This is a genomic window from Pseudobdellovibrionaceae bacterium (assembly GCA_019637875.1).
In the GTDB taxonomy this organism is placed as follows: Bacteria; Bdellovibrionota; Bdellovibrionia; order Bdellovibrionales; family Bdellovibrionaceae; genus JAHBUW01.
On sequence record JAHBUW010000010.1, the window covers coordinates 1 to 21,270 of the forward strand.

Consider the following 21,270-nt stretch of genomic DNA (forward strand, 5'->3'; position numbering starts at 1 on the left):
TCCCATCACGCGCGCCTGCATCACCTCGGTCGAAAGCGGAAACAAAAAGATCCCGAACTACGAAAAGGTTTGCCGTTGTATCGGTCGCACCCATCACGAATTCGCGATGAAAGAGATCGAGGCCCCCGAGGCCCGTGCCCGCCTACTTTGGGCCATCGAGTTCTACGAAGAGAAAGACATGTCGCGCCTGCAGAGGTTGTCTGATGACAACCCCCGCTTCAGCTCGTTCGACGACCAGGTCGTCCTTGACTGCATGAACTAACGAACCAGACCTCGCGCCTCTTGTTCGAAGGCGCTCTTTCCGCAATCCACGGGATTCGCGTTCGGGGCGCAACCACGGACCCGGCCCATCAAACGCACCAGCAATTTGTTCGCCGGGGTCATCGATCCCGAAAGCGCGTAGAACTGAACTTTCTCCCGCTCGTAGTGCTGCTCGTACAAAGGATATTGACCGACCATACGTTGGCGGACCGCAACGTTCTGCTTCCGCAAGTCGAGATATGACGGCATCGAAACCGTCGGATTCTCGAACAGATAACGGTCACCACCGTCGAAACTGAAAACTCCACGGGAACCGTAGAGGTCCTGGTAGAACTCCAGCTTTTTGCCTTCGTTGATCTCCATACCTTTGCCCTCCCGGGTCGCGAGTCCGCTCGCGCCTTGAAGCCCGTACGAAATCATGTACTGCACACCCATCACTTCGGGGCGCCCGTCGCCGTCCACGTCGTATACGTCAAAATCTTGAGAACGATTTCCAAAGAACATCACCTGACTCATTTTAGAATTTTCCACGGGGAAAATTTGACGGAACTCCCAAAGGTGGCCCAACGGAAAACGCAAGCATCCGCGTGAGACACCGCCACGTTTGACGGCCCAAAGCGTGTTATGAGCGTCCGGAATCCCGAGAGCGCTTTTCAAGGATTTCGGGGGCCCCCAGAAGCGCACGGCGGGATTGTGGAAACCGTTGCCGATGGCCTCATAGTCCATCTTCGGAGCGAAACCGTAAAAGGGTTCATTGCGGATATTGTCGACCTCGTGTTTTCCAGCCCGCGCCAAGAACTGCCACAGTCCGGGTGTCGAGAAGGCGTTGATTCGGTTGCCAAACTCGTCACTTGTTTTCGACATCGCCGAACCGGTCGGGTAGATCGCCGTGAACTCGGGATAACGAAGAACGCAATCCCCCACCGCCGCACAATCAATCGCCGACGCCCAAGCCCCGTTTCGCAGCACCCGCAGGTTGTATTTCGAACCCGTGGCCTGACGGAAGGCCTCGACGTGGGCCGCGCGAGCGGCCGCTTCGTCCGTCGACTCGATGGCGAGGGTCAGCGCGCGAGCGAGCGCCTCCATGATTTCCGACGTCGGTTTTTCGGTCATATTGACACGACCGAAAACGAGTCCGTTGATCGCGAGAATCGTCGCCTTCGGGTCACGTAAGATGGTTGCGGCCTGTCCACCCGAAGCCGCGATGACTTCGGACTGCCAGCGTTTGAATTCCGCGCGTAAATCGATTTGCAAATGAAAGACACGCCCCGGATTCAATCTCGACAGGACATCCAAACTTTTCGCGTAAATCTGCTCGGGCGAAAACTTCTCCGCGTTCGCCACAAAGTCGACGATCCCGTAGTCCGGCGAACGCAGGATCTGACTGAAATATTCGAGTTGCGGCAGCAGCTTGGCCGAATTGGGCGCGATCATAAAGGGCCCCCCGCTCGTTGCCTGCCGATAGAATTTTTCACGGGCGACCAGATCAAAAAGGTAGTCCCGAATCGTCGCCTCATCCAGGATGACGGAAATCCGCGTTTGGTTTCCACGGCTGGTGCGGACGTGGATTTTCTCGGGCGACTGGCTGCGCATGGCGAAGCCGGTATAGAAGCTGGGATAATATCCATTTTGCGCGTTCGCGCCCGGGCTCCAACTGACGCCCCAATACGGAAGCTGTTCGTTGTATTGTTCGATTGTGGTCAGAGCGGGCTGGGCGCTGACCGAGAGTGAAATCAAGAATCCCGACAAGGACATGAGAAAAGACCGCACTTGAACCTCGCAGTTTAAGATTGAAATCAATGCGCCTGCCGTAACGTACAACTCGAAGCGTTGAAAGATAATGACGCGATCCAGAAAAAGCTTTCATTCTCTTTTGTAGGGAAGAAGCATTCCATTTTGCCATGGAACGAGAGCACCCATTCCAATATCTTTTGGAACATGCCTTAGTTCTTGACTGGTTTCCCTCGGCCTTCAGAATCAGAGCATGATCAATGATTTCCTGCGCGCGCGGATAAAACGAAAATTCGCGATGCTAAAGGGAGAAGACCCCGCCTATTCTCTCCGCACACACGCGCGAAGTTTAGGCCTCAGTCCTGGAGCCTACTCCGAATTCCTCGCCGGACGTCGACGCTTCTCGGATAAAAAAGCGATGGAAATCGCGGCCAAACTTCACCTCGACGACAACGAAAAGAATCTGCTCGCGCTTCTCACGCGCGCAGATCGACACACCATTTCCGACGAAAACTTCTCTATGATTAAGGAATGGCACCACTTCGCCATCCTTTCAGTGCTCGAGCTGAATGACTTCGAAACCTCAATTCCGGCCATTGCGCGCGCCCTGAATCTGTCCGAGTCTACGGTTCAAGATTCCGTCGAAAAGATGACCTCGCAGAACCTACTTCTACGTGATGCGGATGGCACGCTCTCTCCCACGGGACTGAGTTACTTCACCACCGACGACATCCCTTCCCTCGTGATCCAGGCCGCCCACCGTGATGGGCTCTCACTTTCCGCGCAGGCCTTGGAGGAAGTCCCGACTCTCGAGCGAGACTTTACCGCACTGACCTTTTCAGGAAGCTCCCGGCAACTGGCGCGCGCGAAAAAAGAAATTCGCCGCTGCTTGGACCGGGTCTCCCAAATCATGGCGAGCCCCGACAAAGATCAGGTCTACCGCATGTCCATACAACTCTTTCCCGTCCTGAAAACCAAGGATCCCGCATGACCTCGCTCCTGATGGCTTTCGTTGCGGCGCTCGGCATTGCTTGGAGCGCTCCTCGCGGACATGGCGTGGGCAACGGCGGTGACGGCTACTACTTCCCGGCGACGGGCGACATTTTCGTCCGCGACCTATTCGAATCCGGCCTTCATCTTTCGAAAATTCCTCCAGGCGAAGTGGACAATCGGTTTCTGCGCTACGACTGGCCCATGTTGCAAACCGATCGCGAACGTTTAACCATGGCGATCAAGCTGACCGAGCTCAACCGGGCGCTTCCTGGCTTCGGCGATACGTTGTCCTCCGTCGCGGAGTCCTATACTTGGCTCTTCATCGACACTCCCCTCGCCATCGTCGAACACGAGGAGGGCCTCATCGACGCCGTCGAAGGAGCCGAAGTCCGTCAACTCGCCATTCGATTGGGAACAATCATTCGTATCCACCGAGACAGCTGGAATCGGATGACCGACGAAAACCGCATCGCACTCGTGTTCCATGAACTGATCGAAGCCCTGTTGTCTCCGCACCCCCGCGACGACGGCTCCTGGGCGCAATCGAATCTGAAAGCACGGGAACTCACGGGACTGCTTTTTCACCCGCAAATCGTCGACCAGGGACCGCGACTGATGAGGCATTCTTTTATGCCGACACTGGAGCTTCCTTGGACGGAACTCCGCAACTACCGCAATCTAGGGCCCCAGCCTTTACGCCTCGGAATTTCCCGCAACGGTCACCGCTCAACGACATGGTCGATCGCGCGGATCAATCGTGGCGAGCGCCGACAAGCCACACGCGAGATCTGCGCGCTGACCGAAAAAGATCGCGAACGATTCAGCGTCGGCATCGAATTGGAGGGTCGACTGCGCCCTTATTCCGTCGAGATGAAAAGCTATTCAGCGAGTTTCGGCCAGCAGAACTATTCCGTCGTGCGCGAAAGAGCCTCCGCGACGCTCCTCCAGATGAAGCTGAACGCGAGCCTGCCGGGCTTTCACTGTGAGCGCGACCTCACCGAGGTCCTCTCACAGCTTTCGTCCGAAATTTAACAACTAGAAGCCGCCTCTTTTCTACGCGCTTTTCAGATCCGCGCATGTTCCAAAGAAAAATGGAACACTTTCCTCAGTCTTTTCCACAGCTTGGCCTAAGTCTTGAACATCTCCCTTTCGACATCGAAAACGATGCGAGCAAGAGCGATCACGGGCCTTTCATCGAGCCCAAGAACGTCTTTTCGCACAAATGATCGACAACGAAAGGGATTCCAAGATGAAAACTGATCCGCGACCTCAAATGTTCGTCAAGGTGTTCGCAATGCTGCTTGCAAGTTCCCTTTGCGCCGCGAGCTCCGCCGAAGCGCAAACTCTTTTTGACCTCTTCCGTCCAAGACGCACGGAAACTCAGTCGCGTCCCGTTGAACGCGTAACCCCTCGTCCCCGTCAGCAAGTGTCGGAGTCAAGTGAAGCCGCCCGAGTCGCGAACTATGGGACCTGGCGACTCACCAAACTTGAATGGTCGGCCGACGACGAGATCGGCTTTTCCAGATTTGTGACCGCGATCGGTCGCTCGGGCTGCCGGACGGTCGACACTTGCATGCGGAGTCCTGCCAACCCTTTCCGTGACAGCGATCCCCCGCAAGAGCTTTATAAGTTCTGGTCGGACTGCGCCGATTGGCCTTACTTCTTGCGCTCTTACTATGCATGGAAGAACGGGCTGCCGTTTGTCTTCTCTTCGGGTATGGTCGCTTTAGGTCTTAACGCCGAACAAAAACAGTCCATCGCCGACGGCACGGCGACGGCCCAATCGGACGTGCGCTACTCTTGGAACGGCAATCGCCCCGGTCGTCGTACCTTGCTGCCAAATATGGAGAACGGCTTCAGCAACTTCTTTGCGACCCATTCGACCATTCAAAACTCGGTTCACACGGCGACTTTGCGTGTAGATCCCCGCACGAATCACGGCGACATGTACACGCCCGCAGTCCGCAAAGGCGCGATCCGACCGGGGACGACGGTCTACGATCCGTCGGGCCACGTCGGCATCGTCTATGACGTCACGGCCGACGGACAGGTCATGGTCTTCGACGCGCTCATCGACCGCAAATCGATTTCCCCCCGTCGTCCCTATTCCATCGATTTCTACAAGCGCTCTAAGATCGAACACGGCGGATGGTTCCAAAACTTCCGCCCCGTCGTGGTGGAGGGTGCCTACTACGACTCCCGTCTCGGCGGCTACGTCGGCGGCACGGCGCGACTTCTGAAAAATGAAGAGATCCGCGACTACTCCGTGGAGATGTTCGGCAACACCCAAACGCCCGACGGACGATCGGCCTATATTCTGCCCGACGGAAAAGTCACGAACTCATTCCAGGAGTTTCTCCGCCGCCGAATGTTCCAAGGGAAATACAAAATCGACGTCATCGCGGAATTCAAAATTCGCATGAAGGCCATCTGTGACGACTTCGGATCACGCGTGAGCCTCGTTCAGGACGGAACGATCAAAGGCGTCGCGGCGAAACCGCACGTCGAAAAACTCCCCAACACGATCTACGGCGGGGATGGCGATTGGGATCTTTATTCCACGCCGGGTGGCGACGTCCGCCGCCGGAACTCGGTGAATTTGGCCTTGAACTACGCGAAGGATTTGAAAGGCTTGATCGACCGCCGCGACCCCGAATACGTCTACTCGGGCAATAACCTACGTGGCGATATCGTCAAGGCCGCGACGGAGCAATTGCGTTCCTGCACGATCACTTACCGCAATACGGCGGGTGCGCCCGTCAAATTGACTTTAGAGAGCCTGCTCGCGCGGATGCCGCAAATGTCATTCAGTCCTTACCACTGCGTGGAACTCCGTTGGGGTGCGACCTCAAACAAAGAACTGGCAAGTTGCCCGGATATCAAAGACGCACGAAAAATGCGCTGGTATCGCGCCCAACAGACTCTGCGCAACCAGATGAGTCGGGACACCAATATCTTCACCGGCTATACGCTGGAAGAGTTGGAGCGCAAAGCGCCCGAACTTGGCCCCGCAAATCCCGAAAACAACAATCTGATTCAACGTCTTGAATCAGAACTTTTCTAAGGAAAGAAATATGAAACAATATGCCATTTTCGTCGTAATGAGTATTTTGTTAAATAGCTTCTCGTGGGCACAAGACACGGGAGTCTTCTACACGATCAAAGAAGAGTCCGTCACATCGTACGGACTCACCGATCCGCGCATGGACGTGATGATGTTTGAGCCGATTCCCGTTCTTGAAGAACCGCTAAGCCTCACGATTCCCGAAGGAGCATCCATCGAAGTGATGGAGTCGGGCCAAGACGAGGAAGGGAATGACGTTCTGCGAATTCTGATCAACGGTCAGCTTTCAGGCTGGGTTCCGGCTAAAGAACTCGCGGAGATCGAAACGATCGAAGAGACGCAAATTGCAAATTCAGGATCCTTTTTCATTCAACCCGTGAAAGGACGTATCACTTCAAAACAAGGAATGCGCCGACACCCGATCCTGAAACGTATGAAATATCACTCAGGAACCGATATTGCCGCGCCGAAAGGAACGCCGGTCAAAGCGGCGGCGGCGGGAACGGTGACGAAGTCCGGTTGGTCGGGCGGATACGGCATCCTCGTCCAACTTCGCCACGCCGGTGGCGTCGTCACACGTTACGCTCACCTCTCAAAAACACTTGTTCGCAAGGGCCAATCGGTTGGCCAGGGCACCGTTATTGGTCGCGTAGGCAGCACGGGTCGCAGTACCGGTCCGCATCTGCATTTCGAAAAGCGTTAGAAACCCACGCCGCGGGCGCGGAAGGACTTGCATCGCGGCGATTTCGTTAACGCTTCCGTTGATTTAGAAATCTTGATGGCACTTTCCGTCGACAAGTGGGCGCGATGGGTGAAAACTCGCGTTCACTTTCACCGACAAAGGAGGTCCAAGTGAAATTTCTAACAGTGATCGGCATCATGGCCCTGACGGTTTCCGCGAATGCGGCGGCGATCTCGAACAATATGAGCTGCGCCGAAGCGCAAGCCCATTACGATCGTCACGGACGGATCTATACGCAGACCGGTAGCGGCGACGTCGTTCCGATCTACGGCGACAAGTCGTGCTCGTACGGCCAGGACAAAGACCCGGTCTTCGTCCGCACCAAAGACACCAGTATGTGCAAAGTGGCGTTCCGCTGCTCGAACAACTCCCGCAACTAAAGCGCGGTCAAAAGACTTGTGGGACCGGCGGCCTCGCGCGCGCCGGTCTTTTTATTGGCCGGTGTTGTCGTAAAGCACTTCGGCCGAGGTCCAACCCGTCGCGTGGTTCTTCACGTAAGCGGCGCCATTATTGAAGACGCCACTTAACTTCTGACACGCCGTCGACGTCACGCACTGGCCCGTGCCCGTTTTACAGCTCGGAACGGTCCCCGAAAGCGCCGTAGGATAAACACCCGAGCCCATCGGGTAGTTCACCGGTTGCGCGCAGGCAGCGTCGGCGTAGGCCTGTTGGTCACCATTCGACGTTCCGAAATAAATATGCCGGACTTTCAACGTCACGTTTCCGTAGCTGATCGTCGCGGGCGTCGAATAGCTCGTCCCCGGCACCTTCGAAAGCGTGCGGCGACAGCTCATGTAGGTGCCCGAGGTCGTACACGTATAGCCCACGGGAGCTGTCGGTGTGGGGGTCGGCACGGGCGTCGGGGTCGGCGTCGGGTTCGGACGCGGGGTCGGTGTGGGAGTCGGCGTCGCCGTCGGACGCGGTGTGGGCGTCGGGGTCGGCTGCACATTATCCGGCGTGGGTGTCGGTGTGGGAGCCGGGTTGCTCGGCGCATCCGGCGTCGGTGTCGGCACCGGCGGCGGAGTGGGTGTGGGATTCGGTTTCGGCGTCGGCGTGGCTTCCGCAAGGACGACGACCAAGTCGTACATCAGAATCGAAGTCGTCCAACCTAAGTGCAAGTTACGAACGTAGTATTCCGAGTTGGTCCCTTTGACCACTTGGCATTCCAGCGAGTCCACACATTGTCTGGTGTCGCTCTTACAGCGCGGAACCGTGATGGGCAGCGCCGTCACGTAAACGTTCGAACCCAAAGCTTCGTCAAGGGGTTGCGAACACTGGGGATCGGCGAAAGACTGCTGATCACCGTTCATGGTTCCGTAAGACAAGAATTTGAAGCGCAGATCTTGTCCCGCATACTTCAACACGCGCGGCAGATCGAACTGCTCACCCAAGTTCATGGGGATGCCGTCGGTGCGCAGGCAGCGGTAATACTCGGTGTCCCCGTTTCTTTGTGTCAGACACTGAAAACCGGCTTCGGCGGGATTGCGGATTTCGCCGCTATTGATGCGTTCGATCTCAATGCGGAGTTTATCGGAAAGTTCGCCCGAGGACGCTTGCGAAAGGCTCGACTGGATGATCTCAAGATCTTGGATCTTGACGCTGGATCCGGGCGCGCAGTTTTGGAAGGACAACGCGGTCATCACCGCGAAACCGAAAAAGACGACATGACGCCCGTAACGATTAAGGCTCATCGTATTCCCCCGAGAACTCTAGTGTAGAGGATTTTGGCGAGCGGACGCCTCTTTGACAGCGCGATTCTCAATGGGCGACACGAACTTCACGCAAAATGAGGGTTCGCGTGAAAGCGTCCCGTCCCGAGACGTCTCAGAAGTAGAGTTCCGCATGTTCTTCGCTAAGAAACCGCTTCATCTCTTTCACGAAAATCTTCACGTTGATGTTCGGCGCGCGGCGCGCGGGCGTGACGACCCAAATGTCTTTACGCCCCTCGCTGAAGTTTTCAAGCAGCGAGACCAGGCGCCCCCGCTTCAGGTCTTCGTTCACGTAGGAGGCCGGGAGCCGCGCGACGCCTAGCCCACTGAGCGCCGCCTTCTGGATCACGCGCGGATTATTGCTTTTGAAGTTCCCGCCCACGGAGACCTGCAGCGCTCGGCCCCCGCGACGAAACCCCCAGGTCAATCGCTCGCCTAAACAATTATGATGCGCGAGATCTTCGGGGACATCGAGCGCCGCCGCGCCTGCTAGGTAAGCCTTGCTGGCGACGACATATTCGAAGCGCGGTCCGATCTTCTGCGCCACGAGCGACGAGTCTTTGAGTTCACCGATCCGGATCGCCACGTCGAATTTTTCGGCGATGAGGTCCACGACCCGCGTGCTGAAGTCCATCTCGACTTTCAGATTCGGGTACTTCTTGGCCATTTCGATCACGACGGGCGCGACGTACTCTTCGCCGAAGACTCCCGCCAGGGTGATGCGCAAGCTTCCCCCGGGGGTTTCGGACGAATCGCGGATCTCGCGCTTCGCGGAATCCAGGTTCGCGATCGCTTGTTTGCAGGTTTCCAGATACTTTTCGCCCCAGGCCGTCAGCTGAATACGCCGGGTGCTGCGCAAAAGCAGCGACACGCCCAAAGTGTCCTCCAGGCGCGCGATGGATTTACTGATATGGGACTTCGACACGCCGAGCTCCTGCGCGGCGTTCGAAAAACTCCCCGTTTCGGCGGTACGCACGAAGGCAATGATTCCCTGCAGCTCTTTTACTGTTTCCATATGGAAACAGTATTGTTCCCGCGCACGCCTAGTCAAGCGCCGCGCTTTTCGTTAGTGTTGGGGCCTTCAACCTCTGCAAAAAGGAGTCGTCCCATGAAAGTGAAAGCCGCGGTCGCGTGGAAAGCCGGAGCCCCCCTCTCGATCGAAGAGGTCGACCTCGAAGGGCCCAAGAAAGGCGAAGTCCTGATCAAGATGATCGCGACCGGAGTCTGCCACACGGACGCTTTCACCCTTTCGGGCGCGGACCCGGAAGGTCTTTTCCCGGTCATCCTCGGCCATGAGGGCGGCGGCATCGTCGAGGAGGTCGGCGAAGGCGTGACCACGCTCAAAAAAGGCGATCACGTCATTCCGCTCTACACACCCGAGTGCCGCGAGTGCAAATTCTGTCTGTCCGGCAAAACGAACCTCTGCGTCCGCATCCGCGCGACCCAAGGGAAAGGTTTGATGCCCGACGGCACTTCGCGCTTCTCCAAAGACGGCAAGATGATCCACCACTACATGGGTTGCTCGACTTTCGCGGAGTACACGGTCGTTCCCGAAATCGCCCTCGCGAAGGTGAATCCCGAAGCGCCGCTCGAGAAAGTCTGCCTGCTCGGCTGCGGCGTCACCACCGGCATCGGCGCGGTGCTGAACACCGCGAAAGTCGAAAAAGGCGCGACGGTTGCGGTCTTCGGTTTGGGCGGCATCGGTTTGTCGGTCATCCAGGGCGCGAAGATGGCGGGCGCTTCGCGTATCATCGCCATCGACATCAACGACGGCAAACGCGAGATCGCCGAAAAGTTCGGCGCGACGGATTTCGTGAATCCGAAAAACTTCGACAAGCCCATCCAGCAGGTCATCGTCGAGATGACCGAGTGGGGCGTCGATTACTCGTTCGAGTGCGTGGGTTCCGTGCAGCTGATGCGCGCGGCGCTCGAGTGCGCCCACCGCGGCTGGGGTCAATCGATCGTGATCGGCGTCGCGGGTGCGGGGCAAGAAATCTCGACCCGTCCGTTCCAGCTCGTCACCGGACGCGTTTGGAAAGGATCGGCTTTCGGCGGCGTCAAAGGTCGCACCGAACTCCCGGGCTACGTCGAGCAGTATATGTCGGGTGCGATCAACATCGACGACATGGTGACCTTCGAGATGCCTTTGGGCGAGATCAACCGCGCTTTCGATCTGATGCACGAGGGTAAATCCATTCGCTCTGTCATCAAAATGTAAGGGGAACGTCATGTCGGCCACTTGTTTGAAAACGCACAAAAGCTTCGGCGGCACGACCCAGTTCTGGGAGCACGAGTCGTCGTCGACGAAAACGAAAATGAAATTCTCGACCTTCACGCCCTCGGGGCCGGTGAAGGGCGCGATCCTTTGGCTGTCGGGACTCACCTGCACGGACGAAAACTTCATCACGAAGGCCGGCGCGCAGAAGCGTCTCGAAGAAAAAGGCCTCATGGTCATTTGCCCCGACACCTCCCCGCGCGGTTTGAATCTGCCGGGCGAGCATGACTCGTACGATTTCGGTTCGGGCGCGAGCTTCTACGTCGACGCGACGACCGAAGGCTATCGCGATCACTACCGGATGTTCACCTACATCGCGCAGGAGCTTCCGACGCTCGTGAACTCCCAATTCGGCGTTTCCAAATTGTCGATCATGGGTCACTCCATGGGCGGTCACGGCGCTTTGGTCCTCGCGCTCCGCAATCCCACGGTCTTCAAATCGGTTTCGGCGTTCTCACCCATCGTAAATCCGACCCAGTGTCCGTGGGGACAGAAGGCCCTGCCCGGCTATCTCGGTGGGGATACGGCGGCGCAAGCGAAGTACGATGCGACGGAGCTTGTGAAGTTCGGCGCGCGTTTCCCGGGTACGATTTTGATCGACCAGGGAACGAAGGATGAGTTCTACGAGAAGAAGCAACTCCTTCCCGAAAACTTCGAGGCGGCGGCACGCGCGAAGGACCAAGCGGTTCGCGTGAACTACCGCGACGGCTACGACCATTCGTATTACTTCATCTCGACGTTCATCGATTCGCACATCGATCACCACGCGGCGGCGCTTAGCTAGCGCCGCGGTTAACGCTTGAGCATCCGGTAGTTCAGCAAAACCACCGAGCCCAGAATCAGCGCGATGCCTGCCAGCTGCAGTCCGTTCAAACTCTCTCCGAGAAGCGCGAACGCGATCAGCGCCGCGAAAGGCAGCTCGATGGATGAGATGATGCTGCCTAGGCCCACCCCCGTGATGGGAAAACCTTTGTTCAGAAGGATCGGCGGCAAGACCGTGCCGAAGGCGGCGAGTAGCATCCCGTAACCGTAGAAAATCTCGGGACGGAATTCACGGTCGCGAACGAAGCCCTCGCTGACCCAATGCACATCCATGTAGTGGGGCGCAAGTTGGGTCAGAAACGCGAAGCTGAGGGCCACGATCAAACTTCCGTACAACATATACTGACTGCGTTTCACCGGATGCAGATCCACGCAGACATTGCCGACGGCGGCCAGCATGCAGGTGTAGCTCACGGCCGCCAGGATCCCGAAGAAGACGCCTTCGGGATCAAGCTTCGCCGTTGTCGCGCTGAGCGCATCCACGGCCATCAAGGTCCCGATCAAAATCAAAATGACGGCAACGATCTTTTCGGCCGAGGGCCATGTCCTTTGGGCCACGCTTTCGAAGACGACGCCCATCCAAATCGCTTGCATCAAAAGGACGACCGCGATCGACGCGTCGATGGACTGAACCGCGACGTAATAAACGACGCTCGTCAGCCCCATCGGCATTCCGACGAGCATGAGTTTCAGTTTGTCCTTCGAGGTGGGCGCGGCCCCATGACGGGCGACGAGGACCGCCATGATCGTGAGCACTAAGGCCCCGATTCCACTTTGCGCGGCGGTCACTTCGCCCGTGGTGAACCCCTCCGCGTAGGCCATCTTCACGAACGTGGACAACATCCCGTAGCTCGCCGAGCCTAAAAACACGAAAATGATTCCCGAGAAAAGACGGCCCGAAGAGGTCCGCGCCGCTGCGGATGAAGTCGTTTGCATATCAAAACCACCAAGAACGAGAGTTAAACAAATGCGGCCAACAGATAGTCAACTCTTGGTGGGAGTTGGTAGAGACGTTCAACCAAATCATGAACTTATAAATGCGGGCGTGTCTTTCGATATATCCCGCTCGGCTCGCCACCGCAAGTTCGAGCGGCGCGATCGAACTGAATACAAACAAACGGCTCTCCCTTCATCGCTTTCTGGCGGGCAACAAGGAACTCATCATCGAGCTTTACAAAGACATCCAGGCCGCCTTTGATAAGGCATTCGAGAAATCACAGCAACAGAAGGCCAGCAACGATGCGATCTTCAAAGTCACTTTCACCGCAGTCGATGTCTTGCAAACCCAACGACCCGAAGCTGGGAACGGAAAGGGTGTAAAATGAAGAGCTTGAACGTTTTTGCTCTCGTACTTTTCGTTTCATCGTTCGCAAAAGCCGGCGGCGGCGGCGGTGGCGGAGTTCTGCTCAATTTTGTCAATGCGCAGAGCTTTTCTAGTGAGATGATCTTCCACATTAAGGAAGAAAAAGAATTTACGAGCATTGCTCACGCACAGCTCGTAGATGGAGAATGGCAAGTTCAGAAAGTCGAACTACCCAAGTCGCTGCAGCAGTTCGATCCTGAGGCATCAGAAGCAATTGAAAAGTCCCGCGAAATCGGACAATGGGTTCCGCTCTATAGAGATGAATAGCGCGATCTTTGACGGCACAGGCGCCTGCCCATTTTGCAAACTTGAGTCTAAGTTCAAAAATGATTCGCGACGACAGGTCTATGAATATACCTGTTCAGCTTGTGGTACGTACGTTTTATCATATGCCTCATATCTCTATCTGCAAGACAACGCGGATAAAATCAATTTAGCGAATTGCATCGCCGAAAATATTGAATCGAACATTGAGTATGAAGACATCCGCTGCGCTTGGCTGATGGATGGCGACCCCAAGCCTAATTTTGCGCACAAAGGACTCATCATAAAATCAATTAGGGATATTCAATCGAAGCCCATTAACCACGCAGAGAAGCTCCTCGGAATCTTACGCCTAATCGCACTTAAAGCACGAGAGAACAGCAACCCCTTTGACGACGTAGAGCTCTACACCATTGATTTATTCAGGCTCAGAATTCTTCATTCTTCTGAGTTATACTCATGGCTTTCACAAATGGCATTTGATGGGCTCCTGACTTATACCCAGCCAGAAGCGCATGAGGTTATCTATAACACAGAAATGCCTCAAACCAGCATTGAAGCGCGCGCAAAGCTTACCCCAAGAGGATGGGCGCACCTTAGTGGCGTTAAAGCTACGGACTCCCGAAAGGTCTTTGTAGCAATGAAGTTTAACTGGACAGATACTGAGAGAGAAATCCAGATCAAGTTTCTTGAAACAGTAAAATCCGCATGTCGAAATTGTGGCTATCAAGCTGATATTGTGACGGAAGATCATGAGGGCCCAATTTTAGATAAGATTATTGCCAGCATCAAAGAAGCAAGATTTGTGATAGCCGACTTTACGTACAATAACCGCGGCGTCTATTTTGAAGCTGGTTATGCCCGAGCCCTCGGAATTCCCGTGATTCACACGGTAATGTATGGCGACACCGAGGACCCCAAGGACGACAACAAACACCTGCATTTTGATGTTAGACAAATCAACTATCTAGAGTGGGACTCATCGACTCGACTTAGAGAGCGTCTAGAAAGTCGGATTCGAGCCATCGTAGGTCCCGTGGCCGGATAAAGGTCCATTCCTTGCCAAGTGCAGGATTGGCGCAGAAGAAATTTTTGAGACGATCCCCGGAATACTTCACAAGCTAAATAGATCTTAACTCAGTTCTGGTTTGGGCCAAGGTCCGATTATGGCCCGGCAAGCCTCTGTAATCATTATTGAATGACCGACGAGACCTCACCCCACATTTACATCTCGGGTTGTGATCGGAGGTCACTTGTCACGTTCAAAAAAGAAAGTTCAGAAAATCGACTCTCGAAAGAGTGATGATATTCTCGATTTTCTGAATTTCATTTCTCGTAGAGCGAAGAGCAGTAACATAGACCAATATCTCCGGAATGGCCAAATTGATGAGAATGACCTGTTTGAATGCGGAAAATACTTTCTCACCCACGGCATGGGGTGTGATGACAACGACTTCATTCCAAATTTGAAATTCAAAGAATTTGCATGCTACGTTCCCGTGAGCGAGAACTATTATCCTTGGGCGTTCTTTGCTGTCCCAAGCAAAATTAATGATCTCGGCGAATTCTTTGATCAGCATGGTCGAAACTATCTTCTGTCTGCGGATGCCGGGAAAAAGGATTTCGCCGTCGTCACGAATTTCAAAAAAGTTTTGGTTTTCGATCTGAATCACCATCTTGACAAGTACGAAACAACGTTCGCTGGCCTGTACGACGCCCTAAATGGAACTGATGAAGATGGTTCCTTGAGAAAGTGGCAGTCGCTTCTCAATGACTTTGGGCCGGGACGAGCTGAAGAAAAGAAGAAGTCTAGGAGGAAGGAAGTCGTCGAGCACACTCATCCTAAGGAGTCGTCACCTGAGCTGCAGTATGTTAAACGCTTCGGTCACATGCCTAGCTTCGAAACCCCAATCGGATATGACGGCAAGAACTTCCAAGAAACGTTTAAAACCAAAGAGCTTCCTTTTCTTACGACTGAGACGATTGACTGGGATGGCACTACGAAAGGCACAACAAACCGGATTGTTTGGGGTGATAATTTAGCCGTCATGAGGTCCTTGCCAGACGAATGTCTGGACTTGATATATATTGATCCTCCATTTTTTTCTGGTCGTAACTACAACTGTATTTTTGGTGACGATGATGAGGTGAGATCCTTTAAAGATATTTGGGATGGCGGCCTCCCCACCTATCTTGCGTGGCTGAACGCTCGTTTGTGGGAAATGAAGAGGCTTCTTAAGTCAGACGGCTCCATTTTTGTTCATCTAGACTGGCACGCCTGCCATTACGTTAAAGTTGAGCTGGACAAGATTTTTGGGTACGACAATCTAGTCGACGACATTGCATGGTGCTACTCCGGGAGCAACAACACCAAAAAGACTCTCCCTAAGAAACACGACACAATTCTCCATTATGCGAAGTCGTCGAACTACAAATTCAACTACAAAGAAATTCTGGTCGAGCCTCGCTCGACGGCCCGTTACTATGTCGATGAGAATGGCCGTAAATATACAAAAAAAGATGGGAAAATATATTACTGCAAAAATGATGGGAAGATTCCTGAAGACTACTGGGTAGATATCCAGCGCCTACATCACATATCAAACGAGCGAATTGGGTATCCAACTCAAAAACCCGAGGAACTAATCGAGCGGATCATAAAAATGGCTTCAAACTCCGGCGATGTCGTCGCTGACTTCTTTTCCGGGGGCGGGACAACTCTGGCGGTCGCCGAAAAGTTAGGTAGGAAATGGATAGGCTGCGATATCTCAAGAATAGCTGTATCGGTAGCTAGAGATCGCCTGCAAACGGCATATTCGAAGCCATCGGGTATTACTCCATTGAGGCCGGGCCCATCAGTTGGTTTTGAAGTTCAATACCACGGTGTATATGAACGAGACTTGGTCAGGGATATGGACGAAGTAGAGTATCGCACGTTTATTCTGAAATGCTATCAGGCTATTCCTAAATCCAAAGGCGACCTAATTCACGGCTTCCGAGAAGAACGAGCAGTCTTTGTCGCGCCATCCAATAAAAACTTGCGAAAAGACCACATAGAAGAATTCCACTCGGAACTCGCTCATTTCAAAATTCAAAACGGCGTCATTCTCTCCTGGAATATCTCAAAGGACGTCGAAAAGTATGTCGACGACCTTCGAAAAGGGTCTAATGGTCCCGATATTCAACTCGTTCAAGTTCGACTTGTCGACATTGACAGCAACGAATTCAAAGGGGACAACATTCGCTTCCTTAACAAGCCTGCCGCAATCATCAAGATGAATCAAAAGTCAGGTCTCACGTGGACATTTGATGCAACTGCGTCGTGCGGAACGAATGGTGCCGACATCCACTACTACCAATGGGACTTCAATTATAAGAACAGGTTTGCTCCATCGACAAAACCAAATTTCAAGTCCGATCAAGATGGAGACGGTAATCCACTAAACGATCACAAGCGTATCGAGTACACTTTCCCGGCTGAGGGTGATTACAAAGTAGCTCTTCGAGTATTCGATAAATCTGGTGCGGAGGCCACCCAGTATGTGGCCATTTCTGTTAGTCAGAAATCGAAGAGAGCATCCTAACCTATGGCTGACTTTCTCACCTTCAGAAAATGGGAGGCTATTCACGGCGAGAAGTACGAAAGGTGGCGCTCAGGGAGATGGATTGAGTCTAGCAAGGAGACTCAAGTCTTCTTGAACCATCTTTTGCCACTAGGCATAGTTGAGGGCGAGAAGCGCCTTCTGCCCCATCAAGCAGAGACTCTGCAGCGGGTTATATACAGTCACGAAATTCTGAAAGTTAATCCCGTACTTGCGACACTCGCGACAGGTACCGGTAAGACCCTGGTTATGGCATCAGTTATGGCTTGGCTTCTCTGCACAAAGAAGTCGGACACATTTCTAGTTTTTTGCCCAAATACGATCGTGCGTGATCGCCTGAAGCGTGATTTCGAAACGGGTTCAGTATTCGACGAGTTTAACCTAATTCCGCCCGAGTACGCTGCAATTCGAAAATCGATTCGTCCTTCGATCATTGACGGTTTTCAGAACCTTGCCAACTTGCGTGGCTTCAATTTGATTGTTGCGAATCGACACCAGTTCCAGCAAGGGTACTCTGGAGGTCAAGACCACCTCAAGTTCTTACTCGACAATGGTGGCTCTATCGCGATTTTTAACGACGAAGCTCACAATACCCGAGGCCCGGAATACAAGCGAACCTTGGATATCCTTAAATCAAGATCAGCATTTAGGTTTGATGTCACCGCGACACCGGATCGAGCCGACAATCTTCGGCCAGAATCCCATGAGATCTATTCTCTATCCGTAGTCGAGGCAATAACAGGCAGCTATAAAAACAACTCCCATATTGATCGAAGATACAGCCGTTATCCTCGCCTCATTAAAGACGTTGTTGTTCAGCGACCCTCCATAAAACGGTATGGTGCGATTAGCCTCGGCGATGTGACCTTCAAAGATCAGTCTTCAGGTCAGATTCTTCGGGTTCGAGAAATTGACTGGGATGATCTTCCAAGAAAGAAAAATCTCCAACTTGTGATGGATCCGGGTTGCATGAAAATGCAACTTCATCTAGCGGTCGAAGCGTGGAAGCGAAAAATTGAAGTAGCAACCGATCGTTATAAGCCTCTCCTCTTCGTGATTACACCTAGCATAGCCGGAGCCAAGCAAGCTGTCGATATGATGAAGAAGGAGTTCAAGCTGAACCCACTTCTTGTGGTCGACGATGAGACTGAGTATGAAAAATCTGAATTGCGGGAGGCTGCCGCCAAATTGGGAAGCGTGGAATCCCCATATGATAGCGTCGTATCGGTCTATATGCTCCGTGAAGGCTGGGATGTTCCTGAAGTTTCCGTAATATGTTTATTGAGAGGATTCGGCTCACCACTCTTTGCCCACCAAGTGCTTGGTCGTGGACTTCGGCTTATTCGTCGTAATGGGTGCGAAGGAGACCGGAACGTTCAAGAACTCACAATCATTGATCATGAGGCGCTCGGCCTAGATTACCTTTGGGCCGAAATCGATGCACTTGTCTTAGAAGGCGATACAGTCATTCGCGAACGAGAAATTGAGCGAGACGAGGATGCAAAAGCGGGCGACAGCCAAGAGAAAGTCTATAGGGAGCAAACGGTTACAAGAGAAGATCTGCTCAAACTTTTAGAGGTGCCTGAGCCACAGCCAATAGAGATGCTCTCCTTTGAACGCTCCCTTGAGCTTCTGGATCAAGCCCTTGATTGCATCGCTGACTACCGACCGGAGAATCTCATCTTTGTCGAAGTTGAAATCGAAGGAATAAAGCGATTCCGCCCACAACGCCCTGAGGAGTCATCCACTCGCGGACTCAAGCTGACGGCGATCCCGACTCATGCTGAATCGCGGGAGCTTTTCGAGCAAACAAAAGGAATGATTTTGGAGTGGGCACGAGATCTTTCCCAACGATATGACCCGTTCGCAACCAAGACAAATTATCTGTATGCGATCATTCTCGAAAAAATTGAAGATATCCTTGGTGGCAAGACGACGCTCCCAGATATGGACTCTCATATTTTGTACGCTATTTCTTTGAGTATCCCGCAAATTAAAGAGTCCGTGGCGTATGAGCTGAATCAACGTATTTATGCGGAGGAGCTCCTCTATAATGGCTGAAAAAATCTATATCGAGGGCAAGAAGAGTCCTTATAACTTTGAAGTTTGCGACTCGAATGATGAAAAACGATATGCAGAGGCGCTAGATGCGGATGACAACGTTCTGGCATGGACCAAATCTCACAAGATAGTAATTCGATATCGAAATAAGAAAGGAACGATTGGCCGTTACTATCCAGATTTCTTAGTTCGCCGTAAAAATCAAAATGAACTCGAGCTTGTTGAGATTAAAGGGGCTCACCTAAACAATGATCCAAATGTTGAGATGAAGAGAAAAGCCGCAGAAGACTGGTGTATTCAGCGCGGTATGAAATACATAAAGATCGTCAAGTAGAAGGCGTCGTCGGGACCGAGACCGATCTCGTAAATTTAATACCTCGTCGCGGCGGCGGCGTAATTTCAGACTCAAATCGGACAACAGCGAGGATCGGCCACCCCCACTTGGGCTTCTGTGCTTCCCATCTCCAAGGGGATTCCTTAGTTACCCGATGACGCAAAGAATCCTTGTAAAAATCCTTCTCACTGTCGTAGGGAAAGCTTTCACCGAATATGACAGTACCGACAACACGAGACTTAAAACTACCTTCTTTACCCGGCGTCTCAATGATCGCCATCTCTTGGCCTATATATTCCGCCGGAATAGGATAGGTCCGTGTTTCAATGGTCTTGCTGCCATCGAGAATCAGACGCGAGATCGGATACTGAATATTGATTCCAGGAAGCCTCCGCTTCGATGATTTCACAGATTCAATTCCTTGTCAGCGGTTCGCTTAGGCTTCGCCAACTCTCTTGGGATTCCAAGTGGAACGTGAAGAAGGTCAGCATTGATCGGCTTATAGCAGTCTTTTCCTCCGACCTTAACCCGTTCATTGAAAGGGACTTGGCGCGAATCTGTTTTGAAGGCCTGGACGCGATCTTTGATATTGCAGCAATCTTTTTTATTCGACCATAAATCTTGCGTGTTCCAAAACTGGTTCTCACCGTTCCCGATGTAACAAACCGTGAACTCCATCGCTCTCTTAATAGTGCGCTTTTTTACTTCTTCGTAGTAATAGCGGATTTCTTTGTCGCTATAGTGCCAATCGCGAGAAGACTTGTTCACTTGTCCGCGATTGAAGAATTGGCGAAAGTTTATTCCAGTCGCTCGCTCAATATTATTCATTGAGAAGGAGCTGAATCGTCCGAAGCCGCAGATAATGGCTGGGACACCTGCATCCGCGATCTCATCGACCATTTCGAACGAACTGTATTCCAGTCTGGGCACTGGTCCATCCCAAGCAAATGACGGATCTGTAAAATATCCGTCGGGATGAATTGGGAACATAGGATTGATTCGGACAGCAGTCCAAAGACCCGCTTGATTCAATTTTTCTAAAGCCTTGAGGCGGCGTTTTGCAGAGGGCGCACCCGGCTCGATCTTTCTATTCAATTCATCATTTGTAGACGCGATGCTGAATTGAACTGAACACAGATCTTTTCGCAAAAGCTTTATATAGTCGTCATGGGCGACAAGATCAGAGCGCGTGATAATCGTATATGGGTACTCATAGTGATTCAATATTTTCAGAAATTCCTGGGTGACTTTGTATTTAGCATCCATCCACATGAACGAATCGCTCATGCAACCGACTCGAAGTGGAATCTTGCTTTCCATCACGTTACGCCACTTTGACTTTTTGTCTGTCTCAAATACCGTGTAGAAGATCTTCCTCACTTCGTTAATGTCGATTGGAACTGGGATTGGATTGTTCCAATACCCATGCACAGTGAGCTCAGCCTTCGCATAGCAGTAGGTACAATTGTGAGAGCACCCACGCCCATAGGTATCGACTTCGAATGCATAGAGGCATTGCTGGCAAGTCGAATGAGAGTTGACTAGCTTAAATGGATTGCTTTTTGTAATCCCACCGCGAATCGGTCGGTCTTTATATCTCAGCTCAAGGTCTCGATAGATTGAATAGTCGAAGGTCGACGGGTATTTCGAAAGCTTGTCGAGCCGCTGAGCATCCTTGATAAGCTTGTTGAATGTCGGAGTGAGAAGCGACATGTCCTCTTCAATAGCGAGTGACGGCGCCATGGGGCCAACCGGAAACTGAAGGATCCGTGCAGCTTGGTCTGTTTGATCAACCAACTGGTCTGACATTTCGCCCTGCTTTCTTGGTCTGCTTGCCAACCGCGTGAAGATTGATTTGCGGCTTTTTGATAAATTCGAGGATCGAAATTTTCGCGAGAGTCGTAAAGTCGATGAGCGGGTTAGAGGCTAAGAACTCCTCAACCAGCGCATCTTCTTTGGCGTTAAATCGAATTCCTCTGACTTTGCTCATTGGGTCCCAGCATTTTTAAGGATGCTGATGTCCTAGAATGCCGTTAAACACTGTGCAAC

General features: G+C 52.8%; 21 protein-coding genes and 1 riboswitch. Of the genes, 14 read left to right on the plus strand and 7 right to left on the minus strand.

Going from position 1 to position 21,270, the window contains the following annotated elements; translation table 11 throughout:
- Positions 1-262, plus strand: a 262-nt coding sequence (locus KF767_12765) for a hypothetical protein (GenBank protein MBX3018756.1), incomplete at its 5' end; no start/stop codon positions are given.
- Here the strand turns inward: KF767_12765 and KF767_12770 are convergent.
- On the minus strand, positions 259-2,031 hold the full coding sequence (locus tag KF767_12770) for a hypothetical protein (GenBank protein ID MBX3018757.1): 1,773 nt from the start codon (positions 2,029-2,031) through the stop codon (positions 259-261). The genes KF767_12765 and KF767_12770 overlap by 4 nt on opposite strands.
- A 379-nt stretch (positions 2,032-2,410) precedes the next feature.
- Between KF767_12770 and KF767_12775 the strand changes: the two genes are divergently transcribed.
- The 5 genes from KF767_12775 (at position 2,411) to KF767_12795 (ending at position 7,171) form a co-directional block, all read left to right on the plus strand.
- Entirely contained in the window at positions 2,411-2,983 is a 573-nt protein-coding gene (locus tag KF767_12775; protein ID MBX3018758.1) for a DUF4423 domain-containing protein, read from the plus strand.
- Positions 2,980-4,017 carry a hypothetical protein gene (locus KF767_12780; GenBank protein MBX3018759.1) on the plus strand — a complete coding sequence of 346 codons (1,038 nt, stop codon included), beginning with the start codon at positions 2,980-2,982 and terminating at the stop codon, positions 4,015-4,017. The genes KF767_12775 and KF767_12780 overlap by 4 nt, the downstream gene beginning before the upstream one ends.
- A gap of 394 nt (positions 4,018-4,411) precedes the next feature.
- On the plus strand, positions 4,412-6,049 hold the full coding sequence (locus KF767_12785; GenBank protein ID MBX3018760.1) for a hypothetical protein: 1,638 nt from the start codon (positions 4,412-4,414) through the stop codon (positions 6,047-6,049).
- A 37-nt stretch (positions 6,050-6,086) separates the two neighbouring features.
- Entirely contained in the window at positions 6,087-6,752 is a 666-nt protein-coding gene (locus KF767_12790) for a M23 family metallopeptidase (GenBank protein MBX3018761.1), read from the plus strand.
- Between the two features lie 149 nt (positions 6,753-6,901).
- Positions 6,902-7,171 (plus strand): hypothetical protein, encoded by a 270-nt coding sequence (locus KF767_12795; GenBank protein ID MBX3018762.1) that lies wholly within the window; start codon positions 6,902-6,904, stop codon positions 7,169-7,171.
- Between the two features lie 51 nt (positions 7,172-7,222).
- On the opposite strand, the gene KF767_12800 is transcribed toward KF767_12795, so the two are convergent.
- Together KF767_12800 and KF767_12805 are read right to left on the minus strand one after the other, a co-directional pair.
- Positions 7,223-8,482, minus strand: coding sequence for a hypothetical protein (locus KF767_12800; GenBank protein ID MBX3018763.1), 1,260 nt, complete (start codon positions 8,480-8,482; stop codon positions 7,223-7,225).
- A gap of 133 nt (positions 8,483-8,615) precedes the next feature.
- On the minus strand, positions 8,616-9,515 hold the full coding sequence (locus KF767_12805; GenBank protein MBX3018764.1) for a LysR family transcriptional regulator: 900 nt from the start codon (positions 9,513-9,515) through the stop codon (positions 8,616-8,618).
- A gap of 93 nt (positions 9,516-9,608) precedes the next feature.
- On the opposite strand from KF767_12805, the gene KF767_12810 reads away from it, so the two are divergent.
- Both KF767_12810 and fghA read left to right on the plus strand, forming a co-directional pair.
- Positions 9,609-10,718: an S-(hydroxymethyl)glutathione dehydrogenase/class III alcohol dehydrogenase gene (locus KF767_12810; protein ID MBX3018765.1), complete on the plus strand. Its 1,110-nt coding sequence runs from the start codon at positions 9,609-9,611 to the stop codon at positions 10,716-10,718.
- Between the two features lie 10 nt (positions 10,719-10,728).
- On the plus strand, positions 10,729-11,559 hold the full coding sequence (gene fghA, locus KF767_12815; protein ID MBX3018766.1) for an S-formylglutathione hydrolase: 831 nt from the start codon (positions 10,729-10,731) through the stop codon (positions 11,557-11,559).
- A gap of 8 nt (positions 11,560-11,567) precedes the next feature.
- Here the strand turns inward: fghA and KF767_12820 are convergent, their stop codons facing one another.
- On the minus strand, positions 11,568-12,533 hold the full coding sequence (locus KF767_12820; GenBank protein MBX3018767.1) for an EamA family transporter: 966 nt from the start codon (positions 12,531-12,533) through the stop codon (positions 11,568-11,570).
- A 25-nt stretch (positions 12,534-12,558) separates the two neighbouring features.
- Positions 12,559-12,656: riboswitch (purine riboswitch) on the minus strand.
- Between KF767_12820 and KF767_12825 the strand changes: the two genes are divergently transcribed.
- From KF767_12825 to KF767_12850, 6 genes are all read left to right on the plus strand, one after another.
- Complete coding sequence (locus tag KF767_12825) at positions 12,635-12,922, plus strand: hypothetical protein (GenBank protein ID MBX3018768.1); 288 nt, start codon at positions 12,635-12,637, stop codon at positions 12,920-12,922. It overlaps the preceding riboswitch by 22 nt.
- On the plus strand, positions 12,919-13,227 hold the full coding sequence (locus tag KF767_12830; GenBank protein MBX3018769.1) for a hypothetical protein: 309 nt from the start codon (positions 12,919-12,921) through the stop codon (positions 13,225-13,227). Before KF767_12825 ends, KF767_12830 begins: the two co-directional genes overlap by 4 nt.
- Complete coding sequence (locus KF767_12835) at positions 13,220-14,272, plus strand: hypothetical protein (protein ID MBX3018770.1); 1,053 nt, start codon at positions 13,220-13,222, stop codon at positions 14,270-14,272. Before KF767_12830 ends, KF767_12835 begins: the two co-directional genes overlap by 8 nt.
- Positions 14,273-14,477: 205 nt before the next feature.
- Positions 14,478-16,808: a hypothetical protein gene (locus KF767_12840; protein ID MBX3018771.1), complete on the plus strand. Its 2,331-nt coding sequence runs from the start codon at positions 14,478-14,480 to the stop codon at positions 16,806-16,808.
- Positions 16,809-16,811: 3 nt separating this feature from the next.
- Positions 16,812-18,887: a DEAD/DEAH box helicase family protein gene (locus tag KF767_12845; protein ID MBX3018772.1), complete on the plus strand. Its 2,076-nt coding sequence runs from the start codon at positions 16,812-16,814 to the stop codon at positions 18,885-18,887.
- Positions 18,880-19,221, plus strand: coding sequence for a TnsA endonuclease N-terminal domain-containing protein (locus KF767_12850; GenBank protein MBX3018773.1), 342 nt, complete (start codon positions 18,880-18,882; stop codon positions 19,219-19,221). The genes KF767_12845 and KF767_12850 overlap by 8 nt, the downstream gene beginning before the upstream one ends.
- Here the strand turns inward: KF767_12850 and KF767_12855 are convergent.
- The 3 genes from KF767_12855 to KF767_12865 are packed head-to-tail and all read right to left on the minus strand — an operon-like array spanning position 19,214 to position 21,211.
- Positions 19,214-19,630, minus strand: coding sequence for a hypothetical protein (locus KF767_12855; GenBank protein ID MBX3018774.1), 417 nt, complete (start codon positions 19,628-19,630; stop codon positions 19,214-19,216). The genes KF767_12850 and KF767_12855 overlap by 8 nt on opposite strands.
- Positions 19,627-21,030, minus strand: a complete 1,404-nt coding sequence (locus tag KF767_12860; protein MBX3018775.1) for a radical SAM protein — start codon at positions 21,028-21,030, stop codon at positions 19,627-19,629. The genes KF767_12855 and KF767_12860 overlap by 4 nt, the downstream gene beginning before the upstream one ends.
- Complete coding sequence (locus KF767_12865; protein MBX3018776.1) at positions 21,011-21,211, minus strand: hypothetical protein; 201 nt, start codon at positions 21,209-21,211, stop codon at positions 21,011-21,013. Before KF767_12865 ends, KF767_12860 begins: the two co-directional genes overlap by 20 nt.
- Between the last annotated feature and the right edge of the window lie 59 nt (positions 21,212-21,270).

Excerpts from the sequence above, each read along its gene's own strand:
- KF767_12825 (MBX3018768.1), top strand. The coding sequence starts at position 12,635 with ATGCGGGCGTGTCTTTCGATATATCCCGCTCGGCTCGCCACCGCAAGT.
- KF767_12810 (MBX3018765.1), top strand. The coding sequence starts at position 9,609 with ATGAAAGTGAAAGCCGCGGTCGCGTGGAAAGCCGGAGCCCCCCTCTCG.
- KF767_12780 (MBX3018759.1), top strand. The coding sequence starts at position 2,980 with ATGACCTCGCTCCTGATGGCTTTCGTTGCGGCGCTCGGCATTGCTTGG.
- KF767_12835 (MBX3018770.1), top strand. The coding sequence starts at position 13,220 with ATGAATAGCGCGATCTTTGACGGCACAGGCGCCTGCCCATTTTGCAAA.
- fghA (MBX3018766.1), top strand. The coding sequence starts at position 10,729 with ATGTCGGCCACTTGTTTGAAAACGCACAAAAGCTTCGGCGGCACGACC.
- KF767_12830 (MBX3018769.1), top strand. The coding sequence starts at position 12,919 with ATGAAGAGCTTGAACGTTTTTGCTCTCGTACTTTTCGTTTCATCGTTC.
- KF767_12845 (MBX3018772.1), top strand. The coding sequence starts at position 16,812 with ATGGCTGACTTTCTCACCTTCAGAAAATGGGAGGCTATTCACGGCGAG.
- KF767_12775 (MBX3018758.1), top strand. The coding sequence starts at position 2,411 with ATGGAAATCGCGGCCAAACTTCACCTCGACGACAACGAAAAGAATCTG.
- KF767_12800 (MBX3018763.1), bottom strand. The coding sequence starts at position 8,482 with ATGAGCCTTAATCGTTACGGGCGTCATGTCGTCTTTTTCGGTTTCGCG.
- KF767_12820 (MBX3018767.1), bottom strand. The coding sequence starts at position 12,533 with ATGCAAACGACTTCATCCGCAGCGGCGCGGACCTCTTCGGGCCGTCTT.
- KF767_12850 (MBX3018773.1), top strand. The coding sequence starts at position 18,880 with ATGGCTGAAAAAATCTATATCGAGGGCAAGAAGAGTCCTTATAACTTT.
- KF767_12865 (MBX3018776.1), bottom strand. The coding sequence starts at position 21,211 with ATGAGCAAAGTCAGAGGAATTCGATTTAACGCCAAAGAAGATGCGCTG.
- KF767_12805 (MBX3018764.1), bottom strand. The coding sequence starts at position 9,515 with ATGGAAACAGTAAAAGAGCTGCAGGGAATCATTGCCTTCGTGCGTACC.
- KF767_12860 (MBX3018775.1), bottom strand. The coding sequence starts at position 21,030 with ATGTCAGACCAGTTGGTTGATCAAACAGACCAAGCTGCACGGATCCTT.
- KF767_12790 (MBX3018761.1), top strand. The coding sequence starts at position 6,087 with ATGAGTATTTTGTTAAATAGCTTCTCGTGGGCACAAGACACGGGAGTC.